General features: G+C 66.4%; 17 protein-coding genes. 14 read left to right on the forward strand and 3 right to left on the reverse strand.

Annotated features, from left to right (window positions below; genetic code table 11):
* From A3ES_RS0129585 to A3ES_RS0129595, 3 genes are read left to right on the forward strand one after another with little or no spacing between them, the layout of a single operon-like run.
* The gene (locus A3ES_RS0129585) at window positions 1-942 is read left to right on the forward strand and encodes an ABC transporter permease (RefSeq protein WP_020390464.1); all 942 of its coding nucleotides are present in this window, start codon (window positions 1-3) and stop codon (window positions 940-942) included.
* Window positions 942-3,047: a dipeptide ABC transporter ATP-binding protein gene (locus A3ES_RS0129590; RefSeq protein WP_020390465.1), complete on the forward strand. Its 2,106-nt coding sequence runs from the start codon at window positions 942-944 to the stop codon at window positions 3,045-3,047. Before A3ES_RS0129585 ends, A3ES_RS0129590 begins: the two co-directional genes overlap by 1 nt.
* A gap of 54 nt (window positions 3,048-3,101) precedes the next feature.
* Window positions 3,102-4,781, forward strand: coding sequence for an ABC transporter family substrate-binding protein (locus A3ES_RS0129595; RefSeq protein WP_020390466.1), 1,680 nt, complete (start codon window positions 3,102-3,104; stop codon window positions 4,779-4,781).
* A 13-nt stretch (window positions 4,782-4,794) separates the two neighbouring features.
* Here the strand turns inward: A3ES_RS0129595 and A3ES_RS0129600 are convergent, their stop codons facing one another.
* Window positions 4,795-5,775, reverse strand: a complete 981-nt coding sequence (locus tag A3ES_RS0129600) for a hypothetical protein (protein ID WP_020390467.1) — start codon at window positions 5,773-5,775, stop codon at window positions 4,795-4,797.
* Between the two features lie 116 nt (window positions 5,776-5,891).
* On the opposite strand from A3ES_RS0129600, the gene A3ES_RS0129605 reads away from it, so the two are divergent.
* From A3ES_RS0129605 to A3ES_RS0129650, 10 genes are all read left to right on the forward strand, one after another.
* A complete protein-coding gene (locus A3ES_RS0129605; RefSeq protein ID WP_020390468.1) occupies window positions 5,892-7,391 on the forward strand; it encodes an aminopeptidase P family protein in 1,500 nt (499 codons plus the stop codon).
* Window positions 7,392-7,535: 144 nt separating this feature from the next.
* Window positions 7,536-8,591: a LacI family DNA-binding transcriptional regulator gene (locus tag A3ES_RS48845; RefSeq protein ID WP_020390469.1), complete on the forward strand. Its 1,056-nt coding sequence runs from the start codon at window positions 7,536-7,538 to the stop codon at window positions 8,589-8,591.
* A complete protein-coding gene (locus A3ES_RS0129615; protein ID WP_020390470.1) occupies window positions 8,588-9,871 on the forward strand; it encodes an ABC transporter substrate-binding protein in 1,284 nt (427 codons plus the stop codon). The genes A3ES_RS48845 and A3ES_RS0129615 overlap by 4 nt, the downstream gene beginning before the upstream one ends.
* Before the next feature lies 1 nt (window position 9,872).
* Entirely contained in the window at window positions 9,873-10,835 is a 963-nt protein-coding gene (locus A3ES_RS0129620) for a carbohydrate ABC transporter permease (protein WP_020390471.1), read from the forward strand.
* The gene (locus tag A3ES_RS0129625; protein ID WP_063746007.1) at window positions 10,828-11,664 is read left to right on the forward strand and encodes a carbohydrate ABC transporter permease; all 837 of its coding nucleotides are present in this window, start codon (window positions 10,828-10,830) and stop codon (window positions 11,662-11,664) included. The genes A3ES_RS0129620 and A3ES_RS0129625 overlap by 8 nt, the downstream gene beginning before the upstream one ends.
* 39 nt (window positions 11,665-11,703) lie before the next feature.
* Complete coding sequence (locus A3ES_RS0129630) at window positions 11,704-13,881, forward strand: alpha-galactosidase (RefSeq protein ID WP_020390473.1); 2,178 nt, start codon at window positions 11,704-11,706, stop codon at window positions 13,879-13,881.
* A gap of 28 nt (window positions 13,882-13,909) precedes the next feature.
* Window positions 13,910-14,800 (forward strand): alkaline phosphatase family protein, encoded by an 891-nt coding sequence (locus tag A3ES_RS48850; protein WP_020390474.1) that lies wholly within the window; start codon window positions 13,910-13,912, stop codon window positions 14,798-14,800.
* A gap of 36 nt (window positions 14,801-14,836) precedes the next feature.
* Window positions 14,837-15,724 (forward strand): LysR family transcriptional regulator, encoded by an 888-nt coding sequence (locus A3ES_RS0129640; protein ID WP_020390475.1) that lies wholly within the window; start codon window positions 14,837-14,839, stop codon window positions 15,722-15,724.
* Between the two features lie 48 nt (window positions 15,725-15,772).
* A complete protein-coding gene (locus A3ES_RS0129645) occupies window positions 15,773-17,269 on the forward strand; it encodes a S8 family peptidase (RefSeq protein WP_020390476.1) in 1,497 nt (498 codons plus the stop codon).
* Window positions 17,270-17,369: 100 nt separating this feature from the next.
* Window positions 17,370-18,812, forward strand: a complete 1,443-nt coding sequence (locus A3ES_RS0129650; RefSeq protein WP_020390477.1) for a M60 family metallopeptidase — start codon at window positions 17,370-17,372, stop codon at window positions 18,810-18,812.
* 92 nt (window positions 18,813-18,904) lie between these two features.
* Here A3ES_RS0129650 and A3ES_RS0129655 read toward each other — a convergent pair whose 3' ends face one another.
* Both A3ES_RS0129655 and A3ES_RS0129660 read right to left on the reverse strand, forming a co-directional pair.
* Window positions 18,905-21,022 (reverse strand): alkaline phosphatase D family protein, encoded by a 2,118-nt coding sequence (locus A3ES_RS0129655; RefSeq protein WP_020390478.1) that lies wholly within the window; start codon window positions 21,020-21,022, stop codon window positions 18,905-18,907.
* A gap of 215 nt (window positions 21,023-21,237) precedes the next feature.
* Window positions 21,238-21,606, reverse strand: coding sequence for an RICIN domain-containing protein (locus tag A3ES_RS0129660; RefSeq protein ID WP_237745091.1), 369 nt, complete (start codon window positions 21,604-21,606; stop codon window positions 21,238-21,240).
* Here A3ES_RS0129660 and A3ES_RS56815 point away from each other — a divergent pair.
* Window positions 21,579-21,704 (forward strand): hypothetical protein, encoded by a 126-nt coding sequence (locus tag A3ES_RS56815; protein WP_272944651.1) that lies wholly within the window; start codon window positions 21,579-21,581, stop codon window positions 21,702-21,704. The two genes, A3ES_RS0129660 and A3ES_RS56815, sit on opposite strands and share 28 nt — an antisense overlap.
* Window positions 21,705-21,822: the final 118 nt, after the last annotated feature.

Consider the following 21,822-nt stretch of genomic DNA (forward strand, 5'->3'; position numbering starts at 1 on the left):
GTGACCAACCAAGCCCTGCCCACCGAGGTTGCCGGCGACGGCGTCATGTCGACGATGGGCAACACCTTCGAGGCCCCGGCGCGGCGGGGTACCAGGAAGTGGCGCCTCTACTCCAAGCGGTTCCTGCGCAATCGGATGGCCGTCGTCGGTGTTCTCGTTTTCGTCTTGATCGCCTTGTTCGGCATCATCGGCGGTCACCTCGTGCCGTGGACCTACAGCGACGTGGATTTCCTTGCCATCGGCACCGGTCCCAGCCGTGAGCACTGGTTCGGCACCAACGGCTCCGGGAACGACCTGTACGCCCAGCTGGCGCACGGCATCCAGCGCTCGCTCACCATCGGTGTGCTGGTGTCCCTGTGCACCACAGCGGTCGCCGCGTTCGTCGGCTCCATCGCGGCCTACGTCGGGGGCCGTACCGAACGCATCGTGCTGGAAGTCATCCACTTCCTGCTCGTCGTCCCGAGTTTTCTCATCCTCGCCCTCGTGTCGAACAGCGTGAACGGCGACTGGCGGATGCTGATCGTTGTTCTGGTCCTTTTCGGATGGATGTACTACGCCCGCGTCGTGTGGACGATGGCGATGTCGCTGCGCGAACGCGAGTACGTCGCGGCCGCCCGCTACATGGGGCTCGGGCCCGCCGCCGTGGTGTTGCGTCACATCGTGCCCAACATCGGCTCCATGCTGACCATCCACTTCACCCTCGGCGTCGTCACAACCATCCAGGCCGAGACCGGACTGTCGTTCCTCGGGTTCGGCGTCAAGACGCCTGACGTGTCACTCGGAGCCCTCATCGGTGACGGCAGTTCACAGCTCTACAGCGCTCCGTGGCAGTTCTGGTTCCCTGCCGTGACGCTGACCCTGCTCACCGTCTCGATGGCCTTCGTCGCGGACGGGCTCCGCGACGCACTGGACCCCAACTCGCAGGCCGGAGGCCACGCTTGATGCCCACAACTCCGGCGGTCACCCGTTCCACCGTCCCCAGCGACAGCCATCTCCGCGGCACCCCCCTGCTGCGGGTTGAAGATCTCAAGGTGTCCTTTCCGTCCGAGGCGGGCACCGTGGACGCAGTACGCGGCGTCTCCTTCGAGCTCCATCCAGGGCGCACACTCGGCATCGTCGGCGAGTCCGGCTCGGGCAAGTCGGTGACGGCCCTGTCGGTGATGGGACTTCTCCCGGACAGTGCTCGGGTGAGCGGGTCCATCCGCCTCCTGGACCGCGAGCTCGTCGGTCTCACCGACCGGCAGCTGTCATCGGTGCGCGGTAACGACATCGCGATGGTCTTCCAAGACCCGCTCACCAGCCTGACCCCGGTGCACAGCATCGGCAAGCAACTCGTCGAGGCCATCCAGGTCCATCAGGACGTCGGCAAGATCCGTGCCTGGGAGCGCGGGGCCGAACTGCTCGATCTCGTCGGCATCCCGAACCCCGCGGTACTGATGAAATCCTACCCGCACGAGCTGTCCGGCGGGATGCGGCAGCGCGTCGTGATCGCCCTCGCCATCGCCAACGATCCGCAGGTGATCATCGCGGACGAGCCGACGACTGCCCTCGACGTCACCATCCAGGCGCAGGTATTGGAGCTGCTGAAGAAGGCCCAGGCGGAGACCGGCGCCGCGGTCATCATCGTCACCCACGACTTGGGCCTGGTGGCCGGCATGGCCGACGACGTCATGGTGATGTACGCCGGTCGGCCGGTGGAGCGCGCGACCGTGGATGAGCTCTTTCACCACCCGCGGATGCCCTACACGCTCGGCCTGCTCGGCGCGGTTCCCCGCCCTGACGACCGGTCGGGTGCTCCCCTGGTACCCATCGCCGGCCATCCGCCCCTGCTCATCGACCTTCCCGACCGGTGTCCCTTTGCTGCCCGCTGCCCAGTCGCGCTCGACAAGTGTCTGGACAACGAACCTGCCTTGCTGGAGGTACACGCCGGCCACGGAGCCGCCTGTGTCAGGAGCAACGAGATCGTCGACGGTGCCATCGATGGGGCGCCGGTCTTCCCACTGCCGGAGATCCCGCCGGGCGTGATGGCCAACGTGCCGCGGGAGCAGCGCAACTCGGTCTTGGTGGTGGAAGACCTGACCCGAGGATTCCCTCTCACCAAAGGCGCGGTACTCAAGCGGCGGATCGGTACGGTGCACGCCGTCAGCGGTGTCAGCTTCGACATTCGTGCCGGAGAGACCCTCGCCATCGTCGGGGAGTCGGGGTGCGGCAAGACGACGACGTTGTTGTCGATCATGGACCTGGCCAAGGACGCCGGTGGGCGGATCGAGTTCGAGGGGATCGATCTCTCGACAGCGAACAGGCGCGCCACCCGCGAGCTGCGCCGTCGGCTGCAGATCGTGTTCCAGGATCCGATGGGCGCCCTGGATCCACGGTTCACCGTGAGCGAGATCATCAGCGAGCCGATCCGCGCCTTCGATCTTGCACCAGCCCGCGAGATCGACGGGCGAGTAGCCGAACTGATGGATCTCGTCGGCCTCGACCCGGCGCACGTGGACCGCTTCCCCGGCGCATTCTCCGGCGGCCAGCGGCAGCGTATCGGGATCGCTCGCGCACTCGCGTCGGAACCTTCCCTGCTCGTCCTCGACGAGCCCGTCTCGGCACTGGACGTGTCGATCCAGGCCGGCGTGATCAACCTCCTCGAGCGCGTGCAGCACCACCTCGGTCTGTCCTATCTGTTCGTCTCTCACGACCTCTCCGTGGTCCGGCACCTGGCCGACCGGGTGGCGGTCATGTACCTCGGCCGCTTCGTGGAGTACGGCGATGTCGACCAAGTGTTCGGCAGTCCTGTGCACCCCTACACCGAGGCGCTGCTATCGGCTGTCCCGGTTCCCGATCCTGCCGTGGAACGGTCACGCCGCCGGATCCTGCTGTCCGGTGATCTTCCCCGCCCGACCGAGCAGCAGACCGGCTGCCCGTTCGCGAGCCGCTGTCCGCTCAAGCCGACCCTCAGCCAGGAGAAGCAGCAAAGGTGCACCACCGTGTCGCCTCAGCTGGAGGAGACGGCCGACGGGGTTGACCACCGCTATGCCTGCCTCCACCGCTGAGAGCCCCACCCGCCGAGTCGGATCAGTCACGACCTCCACAGAAAGCACCTGACCATGACGCTCAAGAACAAAGGGCTTGCCCTGGGGGCAGTCCTCGCCCTCACCCTGACCGCGTGCTCTTCCACCAGTCCGACCGCCTCCGGCCCGAAGATCGACCGCGAAGGTCTGTCGGCGTCGGTGCAGTACAACCCCCAACCGCGCGAGAACCTCAAGGACGGCGGGACCCTGACCACCGCCAGCGGCGGCGCACCGGACCAGCTCAACCCCTTCCACGCCGACTACACGAGCGGGAGCGTCGAGCTCTTCAGGTGGTACAACGCGGACCTGAGCCTGATGTCACCCGACGGCAAGTGGTCTCCCAACCCCGACTACCTCACTGAGGTCAAGGACGAGCTCGTCAACGGCAACCGGGTGATCACCTACACCATCAACCCCAAGGCAACCTTCAATGACGGGACGCCGATCGACTGGCGCGCGTTCGCGACGGTGTGGAAGGCCTCGAACGGCAAGAACAAGGAGTACTCGGTCAACAGCACCGACGGTTACGACATCATCACCTCGGTCGAGCCCGGCAAGGACGCCAAGCAGGCCAAGGTGACCTACTCCGGGCCGTGGGTGTGGTGGCAGGGCCAGTTCAACACGCTCCTGCACCCGAAGGTCGACAACCCGAAGATCTTCAACGAGGGCTACATCAACAGCCCCCATGACGAATGGGGCGCAGGGCCGTACCACGTCAAGTCGATCAGCAAGACCGACAAGACGGTCGTTTTCGAGCGCAACCCCAAGTGGTGGGGCAAGCCCGGCAAGCTGGATCAGCGCATCTTCCGCAACCTGGAGTCGACCGCCGCGATCAACGCCTTCCGCAACGGCGAGATCGATGCCGTCGACGCCAGCAGCAAGGAGCCGAACACCCAGGTGAAGACGATGCAGGGCATCGAGCTGCGTCAGTCGGCCGCGCTGAGCACCGGATTCGTCGCCCTCAACCCCGACTCGAAGACATTCGGCGATCCCAGCGTCCGCCAAGCCGTGGAGCGCGCCCTCGATCGCGAAACACTCCTGAAGATCAAGACGGAGGGGATGAACTACAGCGAGGACCTGCCCGGTTCGTTCGTCCTCTACCCGTTCCAGGAGGGCTACCGCGACAACCTGAAGGAGGCCGGAGTCAGCTACGACGAGGCCGGCGCCAACAAGTTGCTGGACGAGGCGGGCTGGACCAAGGGGCCGGACGGAATCCGCACCAAGGGTGGCGAGAAGCTCCACCTGGTCTGGCCGATCATCGGCGACTCCGCCGCGGTCAAGAACGTCAGCGTCGCAGCGCAGGCGATGCTGAAGAAGGTCGGTGTCGAGCTCGAACTGCCGCAGCGCAAGGGATCCGAGTTCGCCGATATCCTGGCCAAGAAGGAGTACGACACGCTGTACCTCGGCTGGTCGACGGGCGGCCCCGACGAAGGCTTCTACCTGTTCTGCCAGTTCTACTGCTCCCCCGCCGCCGGCTACAGCGATGCCAAGACGACCGTCGAGCTCGCCAAGTTGGCGAAGGAGATCGGCCAACTTCCGGACAAGCAGGAGCAGAAGGATCGCTTCAACGACCTCGAGGTCGAAGCACTCAAGAAGTACCAGGTGCTGCCGCTGTTCAACGGACCGAAGATCACCGCCGTCAAGACAGGTTTGGCGAACTACGGATCAGGGCTGTTCTTCCGGGGACCCCTCGAGGACATCGGCTGGCAGAAGTGAGCTGACGGCAGCGTCACAACCATCCGCGTCGCTGGGCCAGGAGGGCCAACTGGAAGCGGGTCGAGGCCCCCAGCCTGGCGCCGAGGATCTCGACCCGCCGGTAAAGCGTCCGGCGGCTGACCCCCAGTTCGTGGGCGATGGCCTCGTCCGAAACGCCACCGGCCAGCAGCGCAAGGAGCCGGCGGTCCTGGGCAAGCAGTCGCTGCGAATCCGCCTCTCGGTCGTGGAATGGCAGAGCTGCCCGCCAGATGTGCTCGAACAGCGCCTCCAGGGCCGTGAACAGGCCGCAGGGCTGGACGACGAGCATGGTGTTGAAGACGTCCACCTCCCGGATGGAGAAGGACACCATGGCTGCCGAGTCGTCGACGATGATGAGCTTGACAGGGATCTCCGGCGCCACCCGGGCCTGCTCCCCCGCCTTGATGGACGGCTCGATGTCGTCATGCAGCTTGCCGGGATGAGTCAATGACTCCCTGGAGTACACGATCCGTTGCTCGACTCCGCGGGTCAGGTTCTCGAACGCGTCCTGTACCGCCTCATGCGGATAGTACGGCGGTGAGTCCAGTTGCCGGATCCGGTGGCGGGCACTGGTGTACAGCTGCCTCATGCGCGGCCCGATGGCCGCGCCGGTCACCACTTCTACGAGGTTGTCGCTGCCGGTGGCCATCCGCTGGCGGCGAAACGCCTCGAAGGCACTGGTCACCGCGAGGCGGGACTCGTCGATCTCCGCCGTGCGGAGTCTGCCGAGGATCTCCAGGATGGCCTGCGGCGGGAGCGGCACGATGACACCGTCCGCCGCCTCCAGCGTGTTGACGAGGCCCGCATCGACGAGTTCCCGATGAGCCGCGGTCACGGCGTCCGCGGCCAGGCCGGTCCTCTTCGCCAGCTCTTCCAGTGATGCCGCTCCGCCGGCCAGCAGTACCTGGTAGGTCCGGGCCGCCTCGTTTCCGAGGCCCAACTGGCTGAGGGCTTCGGAGACATTCACTGCTGCCATGGACGCAAACCTAACAATCCCTGCCCCGTGCGATACCACGTGACGTGCCTGCCGCCCAAGCGTGTCACTGTCACGTTTGGGCACCATCTGGAGCGGTGCTGCCTCACGATGATCCCATGCCGAACGAACGCGAGAGATTGGTCGAGAACAGAGCGCGTCCCACCACCGATGAACTGCGCAGGTTCATCGCGCAGGACTGGGCTCCGCGTCCCACCGCGACGACCGGCCCCGCAGAGGTCGCACCGTACGCCGCGACGCGCCGCGAGACGCTGAGCAACCAGTTCGCGGGCCAGCGGTTGGTGGTCCCGGCAGGCGGACACAAGGTACGCAGCAACGACTCCGACTATGTCTTTCGCCCGCACTCGGCGTTCGCCCACCTCACCGGGCTCGGCGGTGACCGTGAGCCGGGCGCGATCCTCGTACTCGAGCCGCGCGAGCAAGGTGGTCACGAGGCCATCCTGTACTTCCGCCCGCTGGCCGGCCGGGACAGCGACGAGTTCTTCGCCGACACGCGGTACGGCGAATTCTGGGTCGGTGCTCGTCCCACGATCACCGACGTCGAGACAGAGCTCGGCCTGACCGCCCGCCACATCGACGAATTCGCCGACGCGATGGCCAAGGACGTCGGCCAGGTAACCCTGCGAGTGGTCCGCGACGCCGACCCCGACGTCACCGCACAGGTAGACGAGGCCAGGACCACGGTCGGCGCCGACCCGGGGAAGACCCTCGCAGTCGAGCGGGATGACGAGCTGTCCCACGCCCTCTCGACCCTGCGGATGGTCAAGGACGACTGGGAGATCGACCAGATGCGTCAGGCTGTCGCAGCGACGCATCGGGGCTTCGAGGCCGTCATCGCCGACCTTCCCGAGGCCGTCGCCAGGGGACGCGGGGAGCGCTGGGTCGAGGGAGTCTTCGGACTGCACGCCCGCCATCAAGGCAACGGCATCGGCTACGACTCGATCTGCGCCGCCGGTGACCACGCCACCACCATGCACTGGATCAAGAACACCGGCGACCTGCGCAAGGGCGACCTCATCCTGGTGGATGCAGGTGTCGAACTGGACTCTCTTTTCACCGCCGACATCACCCGCACGCTACCCCTCAGCGGCGAGTTCAGCGCCGCGCAGCGTGAGATCTATGACGCCGTCTATGCCGCGCAGGAGGCCGGACTGGCCGCGGTGAAGCCTGGCAACAGGTTCTCCGACATCCACGCCGCGGCCATCCGGGTGATCGCCGAACACCTGTATGAGTGGGGTCTGCTGCCCGACGGCGTCGATGTGGAGGCCACTCTGGACGCGGACCGGGGCCAGTATCACCGACGGTGGATGGTGGCCGGAACCAGCCACCATCTCGGCATCGACGTGCACGACTGTGCGCTGGCCACCCGCGGCGACTACATGGACGCCGAACTCCAGCCAGGCATGATCCTCACGGTCGAACCCGGACTCTACTTCAAGGCCGACGATCTCCTTGCCCCTGAGCGGTTCCGAGGCATCGGCGTACGCATCGAGGACGACGTACTCGTCACCCCTGACGGCCACGAGAACCTGTCGGCCGCGATGCCCCGCACAGCTGCCGACGTCGAGAGGTGGATCCGCGACATCCAGGCGCGCTGATAGCCAGAACCAAGGAGTTATGGGGGCATTCGCGAAAGCGGATGCGCACCCCCTTGTCCTGGATCGACGCTGGCTCCTATGGTCTCTTAAACGTTTAAGACGCTCAGCCACAAGGCTTGGCGGACAGCTTGGAGGCAGGATCGGATGGCACGGGACATCACTCGCCGCACCACTCTGCGACAGGTCGCCGAAGATGCCGGCGTGTCGATCGCCACGGCCTCCTATGTGCTAGCAGGCCGCAGCAGGGTCGATCCCCGTGCCAAGGTCAGCGAGGACACCGAACAGCGGGTCCGTGAGTCGGCCCGCCGGTTGCACTACCGCGTCAATGTCTCGGCGCACGCCACCCGGACGGGCCGGACCGGGCAGGTCCTGCTCGCCATGACCGTCTCGTACGACCCCTGGGTGCAGACGGTCGTCACGGCCGTCAGCAAGGAACTCGAGGAGCATGACGTCCAGGCTCTCGTCATCCCGGACGGCAACTGGTACCGCGCCCTGCAGCGGATGAACCCTGACGCGGTGTTCATCGACGGCCTCACCAAGCCCGAGGATCAGGCGCACGTCGAGGAGCTGGTCGCCAGTGGCCTGCGGATCATCGTGCTCGGCGACAACCTGTCCGGAGACGGCTACGACATCATCGACTCGCGCGCTACCGAAGGGTGCAGGCTGTCGATGCATCACCTGATCGGTCTCGGTCACCGCCGGATCGCCTGCCTGACGGTCGAGCCCCAGAACGAGACCCGGACCACCCGGGCTGCGATCTATCTGGCGGAGATGAAGGCGAGCGGGATCGCCGTACCAGAGGGCTTCCTTCGTTCCACCGGGCCCACCCCGATCGGCGGCTACCAGACCGCGATCGACCTTCTTACGATGCCCGAGCCACCCACCGCGATCTTCTGCGCCTCGGACTACCTAGCCCTCAGCGTTGTGAAGGCGGCCGAGCGTCTCGGTGTCTCGATTCCGGGGCAGCTGTCGGTGATCGGCGCCGGCAACATTCCCGACGGCACCGTCAGCACGCCCGCACTGACCACTGTCGGCGCCGAGGACGAACCCGGTGAGATCGCCCGGCTGGTTCGCCGCCGCGCCCTCGGCGACAAGTCGCCGCCGAGCCGAACCGTTCTGGACTGGTCATTGATCCAGCGGGACTCCACCAGCAATCCCAAAACCAGCGGGGACTACCGATCGAAAGGAAATACCTCATGAAAAGGCGCGGATTCCTCGCCGGACTCGCGGCGGCCGCCGTGGCCGGCGCTCTCAGCGGCTGTGGTGACAACAACGGCGGTGGAGGCGGAGGTGGCGCCGGCAGCACGGACAAGGCCGACCTCACCTACACCACCTGGGAGTCGTACACCGCGGACGGCATCAAGAAGGAGCTTCCGGAGTTCCGGCAGAAGTTCCCCGGCATCAATGTCGGAGTGACCTTCACGCCGTGGAAGGACTACTTCACCAAACTGCAGACCCAGGCCAGCTCGGGCACGGCCCCGGACGTGTTCTCGATGAACACCGTGCAGTTCGACCTGTACGCCGCCGAGAAGATGATCGAGCCGATCGACTCGATGGTCGCCGACGGCCGGATCGACCTCGCGAAGTACCCGAAGGCGCTCACCGAGCGCTACAAGTGGGATGGCAAGCAGTACGGAGTTCCGAACAACATCGACTCGATCGTGCTGTTCTACAACAAAGCGATCTTCGACCAGGCCGGCCTGGACCATCCGACGGACGACTGGACCTGGGACCAGTTCCTCCGCGCGGCCGCCGAGATCAGCGCGAAGCTGAAGAACAAGGGGATCTACGGCTTCACCCCCTCGATGGGTGATTCCCAGACCACCTACTACAACTCGATCCCGGCGGCCGGCGGCCACGTGATCAACGAGGACCGCACCAAGTCCGGCTACGACCTGCCCGAAACCATCGAGGGCCTGAAGTTCTTCGCCGACGTCCTCACCAACGGCACCGCGCCGACCATCCAGCAACTGACGGACATCACCGGACTCGACTGGTTCATCAACGGCAAGGGAGCGATGACCTGGGCGGCCTCGTACAACCTCGCCGATCTGTCCGCCTCGAAGTTCGCCAAGGACTTCCAGCTCGTCCGGCTGCCGACCAAGAAGACCAACCAGTGTGTGGTCCAGGGAACGGCAACCGTGATCTCGGCGCAGTCGAAGAACAAGGCAGCCGCCCAGGAGGTCCTGCGGTGGCTAGCCGGCCCCGATGTCGGCAGCAGGGTCGCAACCGACGGCAAGGTCATCCCGTCCTACGCCGGCAGCGAGGGCGGCTTCCTGAAGGCCGTCCCCGGTTGGGACCTCAAGAAGTACATCGACGCCGCGGCGGACGGTGTGCTCTACCCGACGTCGAAGAACACAAAGGCGTGGGACCAACTGGAGGCACCTGCGCTCGCCCCGCTGTGGCAGGGCAAGGAGTCGGCCGAATCGGTGGGCAAGAAGCTGGCCGAGCAGATGAACGCAGCGCTGGCCAAGGAGTGAGATGACCGTCTCCACAGCGCAGCGCTCGCCCAGCGCGGCAGCTCCCCGCCCGGAAGGCAGCAGGTCCCCGGGCGGGGACCGCCGGCGCCGGAACCGCTACGACGGGCTGACTCCCTGGTTCTTCGTGGCCCCGACCCTGGCCGGCGTCGGACTGTTCTACGTCTGGCCGACCATCCAGTCGTTCTACTTCAGTTTCACCGAGTGGGGCGCCTTCGGCGGTACCACCTGGGTCGGGATCGCCAACTACACCAGGTTGTTCGCCGACCCCGAACTACTCGTTGCGCTGGGCAACACTGTGCTGTACGCCGTGGTCGCCCTCGCGGGGATTCCGCTGGCAGTGTGGCTGGCGAGCCTCCTCAACCGGCCGGGGCTGCGGTTCCGCAGCCTTTTCCGGGTGTTGTTCTTCCTACCGGTGGTCACCGTGCCCGCCGCTGTTTCGGTGGTGTGGAAGCTGCTCTACAACGGCGACTTCGGCATGATCAACTACGCCCTGTCGGCTGTCGGCATCGACGGCCCGTACTGGCTGCAGACGCCGGTGGTAGCAGTGATCGCCGTCGGCATCGTCGGGGTCTGGATGAGCCTCGGATTCAACATGATCATCCTCGGTGCCGGACTGCAGGCGATCCCTGACGACCTGTACGAGGCCGCCGAGCTTGACGGCGCAAGCCGGTTCCAGCAGCTGATCCACGTCACCATCCCGCTCCTCACCCCCAGCATCTTCTTCCTCACCGTGATGAGTGCGATCGGGGCTTTCAAGGTGTTCGACCTGATCTTCTTGATGATCGGCAACACCAGTCCGGTGATCAAGGAGACCCAGACCCTGGTGTTCTTCTTCTACAGCAAGGGCTTCATGGTCAACGACAAGGGCTACGCCGCGGCGATCGGGATCCTGCTGCTGCTGATCATCGCGTTGGTCACCTTCGTCCAGTTCCGGCTGCAGCGGAAGTGGGTGCACTATGCCTAGTCGTTCCGGGCGCCGACAGGAGTCCAATCTCGTCGCGTACATCGTGCTGGGCATCGGCGGGTTGATGATGATCTTCCCGTTCCTCTACCAGCTCTCCGCCTCGTTCATGACCAATGCCGAGGTGCAGTCGATCCCGAAACAGCTGCTACCAGGTGAACTGCGCTGGGAGAACTACGTGAACGGGATCAACTCGTTCCCGTTCTGGGAGCAACTGCGCAACACCACGGTGTTCTCGATCATCCGGACGACCAGCCAGGTCCTGTTCTGCTCGATGGCGGGTTATGCCTTCGCACGGATGCGGTTCCCGCTCAAGAACGTGACCTTCGCGGTCCTCCTGTCGATCCTGATGATCCCTGGTGAGCTGCTGTTGATCAGCCAGTACCAGATCGTGCAGAGCTTCGGCTGGCTCAACTCGATGGCCGGCCTGGTCGCACCGGGCATGGTCAGCCTGTTCGGCACCTTCATGATGCGCCAGTTCTTCCTGGGCCTGCCGAAGGAGCTCGAGGAAGCGGGCCGGATCGACGGGGCCGGCCCGGCGACCATCTTCTTCCGGATCATGCTCCCGCTCGCGTTGCCGGGCGTCTCCGCGCTGGCCGTGATCACCTTCATCGAGTGCTGGGGTGCCTTCCTGTGGCCGCTGATCGTGGCCACCCGGGCCGAGGACATGACGCTCGCCGTCGGAATCGCCTCGTTCACCGGTGAGCACCAGACCTTCTATCCGCAGATCATGGGCGTCTCGCTGTTGATCATGCTGCCCATGATCGTGCTCTTCATCGCCTTGCAACGCCGGGTGATCTCCGGTCTCGCCTTCGCCGGCATGAAGGGCTGACCCATCTCAACCCCAGCTGCACTCAAGGAGCTCTTCAGCGTGAGCAATGCACCGGAGTCTGTCCCGGCGGCAACGATCCATCTACGGGCCGCGGGCTGTTCCCTCCTCGTCCTCGCCGATGACGACCGGCTCCCCCGGATCCGGCACTGGGGTGCCGATCTCGGCGAGCAGTCGTCGGCCGGGGCCGCGGGGATCGACATCGTGAGTGATCCTCACAGTCACCTGTCCGGCGAACTGCCGGCCAGCGAAGTCTCTGTGGTCACCGATCCGACGACGGGCTGGTTCGGTCGCGCCGGGCTCAAGGGTTCACGCCTTGGCCGATCGTGGTCTACCTCGTTCCGCACCACGAAAGTGGAACTGAACGGCCGGCCGGTCGCCGGCTTCACCGAGGGCGGGCCGGGCACGCTGAGGATCGCGGCCGTCGATGACGAAGCCGCGCTCACCCTGCACCTGGTGATCGAACTGCTGGACTCCGGGCTGGTCCGGCTCCGCGCAACGCTGACGAACGACGGGGCCGACTTCGACCTCGATGAGCTGTCGCTCAACGTCCCAGTGCCTAGTCAGGCGACCGAGATCCTCGACTTCGCCGGACGCTGGGGCATGGAGCGTCAAGCGCAACGCCATGACTTCACCGTAGGCACCCATCTACGAGAGAGCCGTCGGGGCCGTACCGGGTTGGATGCCGCCACCGTGGTCCATGCCATGGAGCCTGCAACGACCTTCTCCGCAGGTGAGGCCTGGGGTGTCCACGTGGCGTGGAGCGGCAACCACCGACACTTTGCAGAACACGACAGCACCGGCGTACGACTGCTTGGTGGTGGTGAACTCCTGCTCCCCGGTGAGCTACAGCTGGCCACCGGCGAGAGCTACACCACACCGTGGCTCTACGCCTCGTACGGCGTCGGGCTGGACGCGGTTGCCCATCGCTTCCACAACTATCTGCGCGACCGGCCTCAGCACGTGTCGACCGACCGGCTGGTGACGCTGAACGTGTGGGAGGCGGTCTACTTCGACCACGACCCCGAGCGCCTGATCGCCCTGGCCGATCGCGCGGCCGAGGTCGGGATCGAGCGGTTCGTCCTGGACGACGGCTGGTTCGGGGCCCGCCGCAACTCCGGCGCCGGCCTCGGCGACTGGACAGTCTCGGCCGACGTGTGGCCCGACGGGCTGCATCCTCTGGTCAACGCGGTCAGAAGCCACGGCATGCAGTTCGGACTGTGGTTCGAGCCGGAGATGGTCAACCTGGACTCGGACCTGGCCCGCGCGCATCCGGACTGGATCATGGCCGCCCGCTCCGTGCTGCCGCGGGAACAGCGCAGCCAGCACGTTCTGAACCTCTCGATCCCGGAATGCTTCACCGCGGTGCACGATCAGCTCGTCGCGATGATCGCCGAGTACGAGATCGACTACCTCAAGTGGGATCACAACCGTGATCACCTCGAGGCAGGACTGCAGTCGGCCGGCGGTGCTCCCACCGAGCACGCACAGACACTGGCCGTGTACCAGCTGCTCGACGACCTCAAGGAGCGCTTTCCCGCACTGGAGATCGAGTCCTGTGCAGCGGGTGGGGGCCGGATCGACCTGGGCATCCTGGAACGCACCGACCGGGTCTGGGTATCGGACTGCATCGACCCGCTGGAACGACAGCGCCTGATGCGGTGGACCGGCCAACTGCTGCCGCCAGAGCTGATGGGTTCACACATCGGATCCCCCCGATCACACACCACCCATCGCACCCACGACCTGTCGTTCCGGGCGGCCACCGCGCTGTTCGGTCACTACGGCGTCGAGTGGGATCTCGGCGCCGCGACGGAGGACGACCTCCGCGAGCTGGCCGACTGGATCGCGATCTACAAGAAGCACCGCGGCCTGATCAACCGAGGGAACGTACTGCGTGGGCCTGACCCAGCAGACAACCTCTGGCTGCACGGGGTCGTCGCCGGAGACCGATCCGAGGCGCTGTACGGCGTTGCCGCGATGTCCTGGGGTGCCGCGTCCACTCCCCCACGGGCGAGGCTGCGCGGGCTGGACGCCGTACGCAGGTATCAGGTCGCACCCATCGTCGTCGGTGACGCGGACCGCGGGTTCACGCCGCCCCGCTGGTGGGACGACCGGACTGCAGTGGTCAGCGGCGCCGCCTTGGAAAGTGTCGGGGTGCAGCTACCCAATCTGCATCCCGAGCATTCGATTTTGATCCACGTCATTGCTGTGGACTGACCACGGCGCACACCTGGAGGCACGAACCATGACGGATACGCATGTTCTGGTGATCGGTATAGACGGGGTCCGGTACGACACCCTGTGCGAAGTGGCGACCCCGAGCATCGATTCGGTTGCAGCCAACGGGTTCCTGGCACCGGTGATGGTCAACCCCGCTGCACCGACGATCTCGGGTCCGAGCTGGACCACGATGGTGACCGGTGTGCTGGCTCAGGTGCACCGGGTCTTCGACAATGACTTCACCGACGCGCAACTCGCCGGCAATCCCGACTTCGTGTCGCTGGCCAGTACCACGCATCCGGGGATCCAGACCTCTATCGGCGCCGACTGGCAGCCGCTCGTAACCAGCCACAGCGGAGGTCCGCTGTTCGCCGGGGGCGGCTTCCTGCCCGATCGGCCACGTGGTGCCGGATCGACCCCGCAGGACTGGCACGACTCCGACCAGGACGTGGCGGATCGGGCGTGTCAGTTCCTGCGCGGACTCCGCTCCGACCTGGGCTCGGTGGCCTTCGTCTATCTGCACGGTCCCGACACGGCCGGCCACGAGACCGGCGTCGGCGACACGTACCGCGAGTTCATCGAAGCCTCGGACAACAGAGTTGGTCAGCTGCTGCGGACAGTTCGGGCCAGGCCCCACTACAGCGCTGAGCGCTGGCTGGTGATCATTGCGACCGATCACGGCCATGCCGACGGCGGCGGACACGGTGGGGACAGCTTCGAAGAGCGTCGGGCCTGGATCGCCGCTGAGGGGGCCGAGGTTCCTGTCGACGGCGGTGAGCTGGTCCTGGAGCAGGCAGATGTTGCGGGGCACGTCGCACACGTACTTGGTCTGCCGCGGCCGGCTGCTGCCGTTGGAGGCGCCTTCGGTGCCCGGAAGGAAGCCGCCGCAGCTCTGGTCGATGACCTGAAGAGCTGATCGGTCGGGCCGGACGACAGCGAGGAGCGTGACTTGATGGCCGTCACCCTGCAGCAGCTCGAGATCTTTCGGGCGGTGGCCGGCAACCTGTCCTTCTCGGTCGCCGCCCGCGAGGTCTACACCTCGCAGCCCCATGTCTCCAACCAGATCCGCAAGCTGGAGGAGCACTACGGCATCCCGTTGTTCGTCCGGTCGCGACCGGGGATCACGCTCACCGAAGCCGGCGCAGTTCTGTATGAACGGATCAACAGGATCCTGGCCGATCTCGAGGGCGCCGAGCAGCTGATCCAGCAGTTCCGTGGCCTTCGGCGAGGCTCGGTCCGGCTGGCTGCGACGTCGAGCGTGGGCAACCATGTGCTACCCGGTCTGATCGCAAGCTTCCAGCGCGAACACCGCGAGATCGTGATCTCCCTGCGGGTCAGCAACACCGACCATGTCTGGAGCTTGGTTGAGGCCGACGAGGCCGAGCTGGCAGTGACCCCGCTGCAGCCGCTGTCACGCGAGCTGACGTACGAGCCCTTCTCTACCGACGATCTGGTGGTGGTGGCCCCGGCCGGGATGGAGCTGCCGGACCCCTTGACGGTCGCGGCCCTGGCCGAGCTGCCGCTGGTGACCAGGGAGGAGGGCTCGCTCACCCTGAACCAGCAGCAAGAACTGCTCAGGTCCTACGACACGACCGTGGTGGCCCAGCTCAGCGGCACCACCGCGGTCAACGAGGCGGTAGCAGCCGGCACCGGTGTCTCCCTGGTACCTGAGAGCGCGGTGCGGGCGTGGGTCGACGCGGGTCTGGTGTCGATCCGACGGCTCAGCGACGCCGCGCCGAAGCACGACTACTTCCTCGTCTACTCACCGCAGCGCTACCTGACGCCGGCCACCCGAGCCTTGATCGAACATCTCCGCAGCTGGAGCAACGGGATGGGATAGCCCGGCTTGACCCTCGCCAAGCAGCTCCCGACACACAAAGGATCCGCCATGCAACGAAGTACAGTCCGTACTGCGCTCGCCCTCACCGCGGCAGGTCTGCTGGCCGCCTCCATGATCTCGGGAGTCGCCGGCGCCGCGCCCGCCGAGAGGTCGACGCCAGTCACCATCCGGACGCCTGACGGAATGCTGATGAGCTACATCATCAACGCCAAGAACGAGGCGCCCGGACACCTGAAGCAGCTCGAACGCGCCGTCGCGAGGTCCGGCGGCGCGGTGGTTCAGAGCTGGCCGGAGATCGGCGTCGTCGTCGCGCACTCCGACCGCGAAGCCTTCCGGGCCGACATGGTGCGCTACGCCGGCAAGGACATGCACTCCATGGGGCCGACCCGGAGCATCGCGGTCGGCGAGGGCACACCTGAGGACGTCCCGACACCCTGGGGTCCCGCGGCGGCTCGCACGCAGGGCGCGCAGCCAGCGAGCAGGTCAGACCTGAGGTCGTCCGTGAAGAGCCCTGACGCGGCGGCCGTCGCTGTCGCGGATCCACGCGAGTCGGAGCAGTGGGCACTCAAGGCGACGAAGGCGGACCAGGCGCACCAGGTCACCGAGGGCTCCCGGGATGTCCTGGTCGGAATCCTGGATACCGGGGTCGACAACAAGCACCCCGACCTGGCGCCCAACTTCGATCCGGCGAAGTCGGTCGACTGTACTGACGCCGGTCGCCCGGACCGCACCGAGGCGAACTGGTCGACCGGAGGTCACGGTACCCACGTGGCCGGCATTGTCGCCGCTGCCCGCAACGGCATCGGCGTGGTCGGTATCGCCCCGAACGTCCGGATCGCGTCGGTCAAGGTGGCCGCCGACTGGATCTACCCGGAGTACGTGGTCTGCGGAATGATGTGGGTCGCCGCGCACGGCTTCGACATCACCAACAACAGCTACAACATCGACCCGTTCGACTTCTGGTGCACCGACCAGGCGGAGCAGCGAGCCTCTGTCTACGCCGTCCAGAAGGCTGTCACGTATGCGCGGGACAAGGGAATCGTCCACACGGCCGCGGCCGGCAACCATTCGTGGGATTTCACCAAGAAGACGACCGACTCGTCGAGTCCGTATGACGGCGGAGGCGCCGTCGACCGTCAGATCAACTCGAGCTGCAAATACATGCACTCCCAGCTCGACGACATGGTCGTCGTCTCCGCCACCACCCAGGACGGTCTGCTCGCGTCGTTCTCCGACCGTGGCCTCGGCATCATCGACGTCGGTGCGCCTGGCCACCAGGTGCTCTCGACGATCAACGGCGGCGGCTACGCCAAGTGGAACGGCACCTCGATGGCCGCGCCCAACGCGGCCGGCGTACTGGCTCTGATGAAGTCCGCCCACCCGGACTGGACACCTGATCAGCTCGAGGCGGCGCTGCTGCAACAAGCCGACGATCACATTTGCGCGGCACCGCAGAACAACACCGGTCCCGCTTGCGAAGGCACGGGAGAGAACAACAGCTACTACGGCGAGGGAACCGTGGATGCTCTCGACGCAGTGCGCTGAACCGATCGTGTCCCCCCATCAAAGACGTTGCCCTCCGCACCTACACGGCGTCACGCCGGGTGCTGGGCTGATGTGACTCCGACTCTCGGAAGGAACACCGATGATCGACCCAACCCACCTGACCCGGCGCAGCGCCCTCGGTCTCATCGCCGGCGGCACCCTCGCCGGCGCCGCCGGGCTGGCGCCGACAGCAGCCGAGGCGCGGCCCGCGGACCCGGCCGGCGAGCGAAGCCGCACCGCCAAGACCGGCGCACTCACGTTCGCCGTCAAGCCGCGGCGATCGGCCGACGCGGACCGCGCCGCGCTGTGCGTCACCTACACCCCACGCACCGACCTGCAGCCGACCGGGCACTACGTCGCGCCGGGTGACGTCCTCACCGTCACCCTCGACGCCAGCATCCAGGAGGGCGATCCGCTGCCGCGGATCACCGTCGGTGCGCCCAATACCCAGCGCGACGAGAACGACAAGAACATCGACCACACCCGGCCATACGACCTGGCCAAAGGCGTGAACAAGGTCTCCGATCCGTACGGCGGTCCGATCTACTTCAGCTGGCCGGTACAGTCGCGCAAGTCGCAGAGCACCGCGACGGTCGCCATCTCCGGGCACACCCGGCCGGTGCCCACCTTCCGGCTCGGCGTCACCTCCGAGAAGGAATTCCAGCGACAGCTCGACCGGCACGACACACCATTCGTCGAACTGATCGGCGAGCAGGCGCTGCTGAGCTTCCACCGGCACCAGGTGCTGCGCTACCGCAACGAGAGCCACACCGCTCTGCTGCGAACCATCGACCGGGCGATCGAGATCGAGGACCGGCTGGCCGGATACGGCCTCGACGCCGACGCGCCGAGCCCTGCCGGGCCGCATCATCTGGTCGGGTACCCGGGCAACATCCCCGGCGCGGCTGCCCAGGCGTGGTTCCAGTTCACCACCTACTCCGAGTCCGAGCACCCCGACGTACTGACCGTCAGTGGCGTTCGGACCCACGGCTGGGGCATTTACCATGAGGTCGGTCACCAGCACCAGGTCGACAAGATCACTCCCGGCGTCCTCGGCGAGGAGACCAACGAGAACTTCTCCTACGCGGTCCAGCGCCGGTTCACCGAGGCGTACGGCCAGCAGCCGCGGGCGCGGGCGATCAACAAGTCCGGAACGTCCCGCTGGGACGATCTGATGGCGTCGCGCGGAGCGACCGACATCAAGGACGTCAAGTGGCGGCAGCTGATCTTCGAGCAACTGCGGATCGCTTACGGGGAAGGGGTCCTGACTGACTGGTACCGCGTGGTGCGTCAGCAGTACGCGCAACTGCCCGACGGTGGTACGACCAACGCCGAGCGGGATCTCACCCGCTGGCAGAACGTCGTGTGGACGACCAGTCACGCCGCCGGTGTCGACCTCACCGACTTCTGGGCCGGCTGGGGCGTCACCGTCACCGACCAGACCCGAGCGAACGTCCGCCGGCTGGGCGTTCCGGCGCCCGCGGTCGATCTGGCTGCGCTCCGGGAGACCAACATCGACGAGCCCAGCGTCTGGCCCAACTGATCCCGACGGTCAGCCCGGACCAGGGATGGCACCCTCTCCCCCGATGGAGGCCATCCCTGGTCCGGTGACCGCGCTGAACGCCGTCGATGTGCTCAGCGGCGGTGGCCCATGTCGGTTGAGGTGCGGTGTACCTCGAAGATGCGCTTCCCGGCGCTGTTGATCCAGGTAGCTGTCAGCGTCGCCGGCTTCACGGTCGTGTCCGCTACCAGCTTCAGGAACACGTTCGGCTCGACGGCGCTGTGCACCAGTGCGGGGTGCGGGACGTTGAGGCTGGGGATGGTGCGGTTGTGCAGCGGGCTGACGATGAACTGCCACAGGTCGTAGCCCACCCGGGCCCCGTAGTTGAGGGCCCGTGAGACGTGGATGTCACCGCCCAGCAGGAAGACGCCGGGGATCTTCTCCTTCGTGATGAAGTCGAAGATCGCCTCGCGCTCGTGCTGGTAGGTGCCCCAGTCGTCACTTTCGCTGTTCTGCTTGTCGTCCCAGATCATTCCGGTGGCGAGAGCCTTGAAGGTCGCCGTACTGCGTTGGAGCTGCTCGCGCAGCCACTGCCACTGCACCTCGCCGGTGCAGGTCTGCTTGGCCGGGTCGGCCCAGCTCGGCCCGGTGCGGCTGAACCACCGTGGGTCGATCAGGAAGATCTCGATCGGGCCGCGGCGGAAGGACGTGTAGACGCCCTCGCCCTCGTCGCGTCCGGTCTGGAGCTCGCCGTCAACGGTCTGGCCGTACGACGAGTTCGCGCGGTAGTCCACGAAGGCCTTGCGGGTGTTCTCCTTGCCGACATAGTTGCCGTCGGTGTCGTTGACGCCGAAGTCATGGTCGTCCCAGGTACCCCAGATGGGCCGGGTACTGATCAGCTCGGCGACCTCTGGGACCCGCAGGAAGTCGCGCTGCTTCCGCCGGGCGACATCGAGGCGCGGTGAGTCGATGTACGGCGTGTCGCCGAGCATCACGAAGCTGTCGACCCCCTCCTCCATGATCCGGTTCCACACCGGGTCCGAGACCGAGGGCGCGCACGATCCCAGCCCCATCGTGACCACCGCAGGACGGTGATCGGGCGGCGCGGTCGTGAACGAGCCGGTGTGCGGGTCAGCCGTCGGCCTGCTGTGCGGGCGGATCGCGAACGTGTACTCCGTGTCCGGCGCGAGGCGCGGCACGTCGAAGATCATCGTGTGGTCGTTCTCGCGCGAGATCTCGGCGGTGACGCGGTGAACCGGAGCTCCAGGACCGACCGCCGGGATGACCGTGCAGGCCCAGACGAGCTCCTCACGGTCCTCCGGCCCGGGACGCAGCCAGAGCCGGGCGTTCTTGGTGCCCACGTCGCCGACCATCGGGCCGGTGACGACATCGCCCGGCTGGGGCGTTGGGACGACCTCAGGAGCGGTCCCGGCCTTCACCATCCTGACGTACGCCGCGACTGCCGCGAAGAAGGTCTCGCTGTCGCTGATCGCCGCCGCCGGCTGGACCGGCGTACCGTCGACGCCGAAGCACTTGTCGACCGTGAGGCTGCTGATCACCCAGCGGCCGGAGCCGTGCGCACCTTCGAGCAGGCACGGGGGCTGGACCCCGCCGGAGGTGCCGGACATCAGCACCCGCATCCGGGTCCACTCGACCAGCGACTCCCAGCTGGTACGGATCGCGGGGTTGCGGCCGGCGAGGACCTGACCACCAGAGACCGGCAACGCCTTGACCAGCGGGTGGTCGGTGGCCACTGGGTAGATCGCGTCGAAGTCTCTGTCGTCGCGGATCGCGGTCGTCCCCGCGGGCAGATAGGTGACAGCCGGGCCGAACTGGTCGGACTGGGTGAGCTCGAGGACGACGCCGCCCCCGTCGACGAACGTGCGCAGCGACTCGCCGTGGGACTCCACGAACTTGCCATAGGCAACGTCGTTGTTGGTGAAGCTGCCGAAGGCGATCAGGTCGACGGTTTGCGCCTGCTCGGCGGCTCCCTTGGTAACGTCGAGCGGGATCACCTCGACGCCGGCGCGACCAAGCAACTGGGCGAGGCCGGTGGCCTTCGTCCACTGGTCGCGGAACTCGAGCACCGCGGCGCGCAGCGGTGCGTCATCGGCCGCAGCGGCGAAGGCCGGACGGACGCCGGACAAGGCGAGCGCCCCGCCGACGCCTCCGAGCAGGACCGTACGGCGACCGACGCCGTCGGGCCGGACTTGAGACTCGGGGTTCGCGGCGTCGTCGGAATTCTTCGTCACAGGGGGCTCCTCAGGAGGGAGTTCTGGCGGGCGGACAAGGTCCAGGCAATACCAATTCCGGAGGCGAGGGCAGAATGCGTTTGCTTATGCCTGCCATAACCAAAGGCAGGGTTCCCGAGCTGATCACCGGGACCGGGTTCAGCGCACTGAGTCGAGAGCATCCACGACTCCCTCACCGTGGTAGCTGTCCTTCTCGCCCGGGCCTTCGACTGCATTCAGACAGGTGACAGCATCCAATGCTGGCTTGGATGTCCGGTGTCGGCCTGGATCTCGACGGTCGCGCCTTGACCGGTGGACGCCGCCGCGATGCCGAGCACCTTGTCCGTGACACGGCTGACGATCTTGAACCTTCCTGAGCCGACGTCGAGCAGCTTCCACTGCTGGTTGGTGTTGCCTGTCAGCGGCCACTGCACGACGTCGGTGCCTTCCACGGTCGAACTGCCGGGAATGTCAATCACCTGTCCCGAACGGATGGACTCGATGGTGACGAACCCATCGGACAGCTTGGCCCTCTTCCATTGCTGATTTGGTGGACGCACCGTAAGGCCACTGGACGATGCCCGCACCCGCCACCATGCTGCCACCCGCGACGCTGAGGTCGTGCCCGCTGTGGACATTGACGATCCGCGACGTGGCCGACGGCGGGTTAGGGGTTCCGGCCGGAGTGAAGGTGATCGACTGACCGCGCCGCAGGGTGATGTCGCGTGACCAAGATCCTGTGGTTCCCTACCGCGAATCGGTCACACTCACCGTCGGTTCGAAGGGGCAGCCCTCGTCGGTGCCCTCGAGATCGTCGTCGG

It is taken from the genome of Kribbella catacumbae DSM 19601 (genome assembly GCF_000372465.1).
Taxonomy (GTDB): domain Bacteria; phylum Actinomycetota; class Actinomycetes; order Propionibacteriales; family Kribbellaceae; genus Kribbella; species Kribbella catacumbae.

What these genes read in the sequence shown, in the direction of transcription:
- A3ES_RS0129590 (WP_020390465.1), top strand. Translation starts at nt 942, where the DNA reads ATGCCCACAACTCCGGCGGTCACCCGTTCCACCGTCCCCAGCGACAGC.
- A3ES_RS0129595 (WP_020390466.1), top strand. Translation starts at nt 3,102, where the DNA reads ATGACGCTCAAGAACAAAGGGCTTGCCCTGGGGGCAGTCCTCGCCCTC.
- A3ES_RS0129600 (WP_020390467.1), bottom strand. Translation starts at nt 5,775, where the DNA reads ATGGCAGCAGTGAATGTCTCCGAAGCCCTCAGCCAGTTGGGCCTCGGA.
- A3ES_RS0129605 (WP_020390468.1), top strand. Translation starts at nt 5,892, where the DNA reads ATGCCGAACGAACGCGAGAGATTGGTCGAGAACAGAGCGCGTCCCACC.
- A3ES_RS48845 (WP_020390469.1), top strand. Translation starts at nt 7,536, where the DNA reads ATGGCACGGGACATCACTCGCCGCACCACTCTGCGACAGGTCGCCGAA.
- A3ES_RS0129615 (WP_020390470.1), top strand. Translation starts at nt 8,588, where the DNA reads ATGAAAAGGCGCGGATTCCTCGCCGGACTCGCGGCGGCCGCCGTGGCC.
- A3ES_RS0129620 (WP_020390471.1), top strand. Translation starts at nt 9,873, where the DNA reads ATGACCGTCTCCACAGCGCAGCGCTCGCCCAGCGCGGCAGCTCCCCGC.
- A3ES_RS0129625 (WP_063746007.1), top strand. Translation starts at nt 10,828, where the DNA reads ATGCCTAGTCGTTCCGGGCGCCGACAGGAGTCCAATCTCGTCGCGTAC.
- A3ES_RS48850 (WP_020390474.1), top strand. Translation starts at nt 13,910, where the DNA reads ATGACGGATACGCATGTTCTGGTGATCGGTATAGACGGGGTCCGGTAC.
- A3ES_RS0129640 (WP_020390475.1), top strand. Translation starts at nt 14,837, where the DNA reads ATGGCCGTCACCCTGCAGCAGCTCGAGATCTTTCGGGCGGTGGCCGGC.
- A3ES_RS0129645 (WP_020390476.1), top strand. Translation starts at nt 15,773, where the DNA reads ATGCAACGAAGTACAGTCCGTACTGCGCTCGCCCTCACCGCGGCAGGT.
- A3ES_RS0129650 (WP_020390477.1), top strand. Translation starts at nt 17,370, where the DNA reads ATGATCGACCCAACCCACCTGACCCGGCGCAGCGCCCTCGGTCTCATC.
- A3ES_RS56815 (WP_272944651.1), top strand. Translation starts at nt 21,579, where the DNA reads ATGCCCGCACCCGCCACCATGCTGCCACCCGCGACGCTGAGGTCGTGC.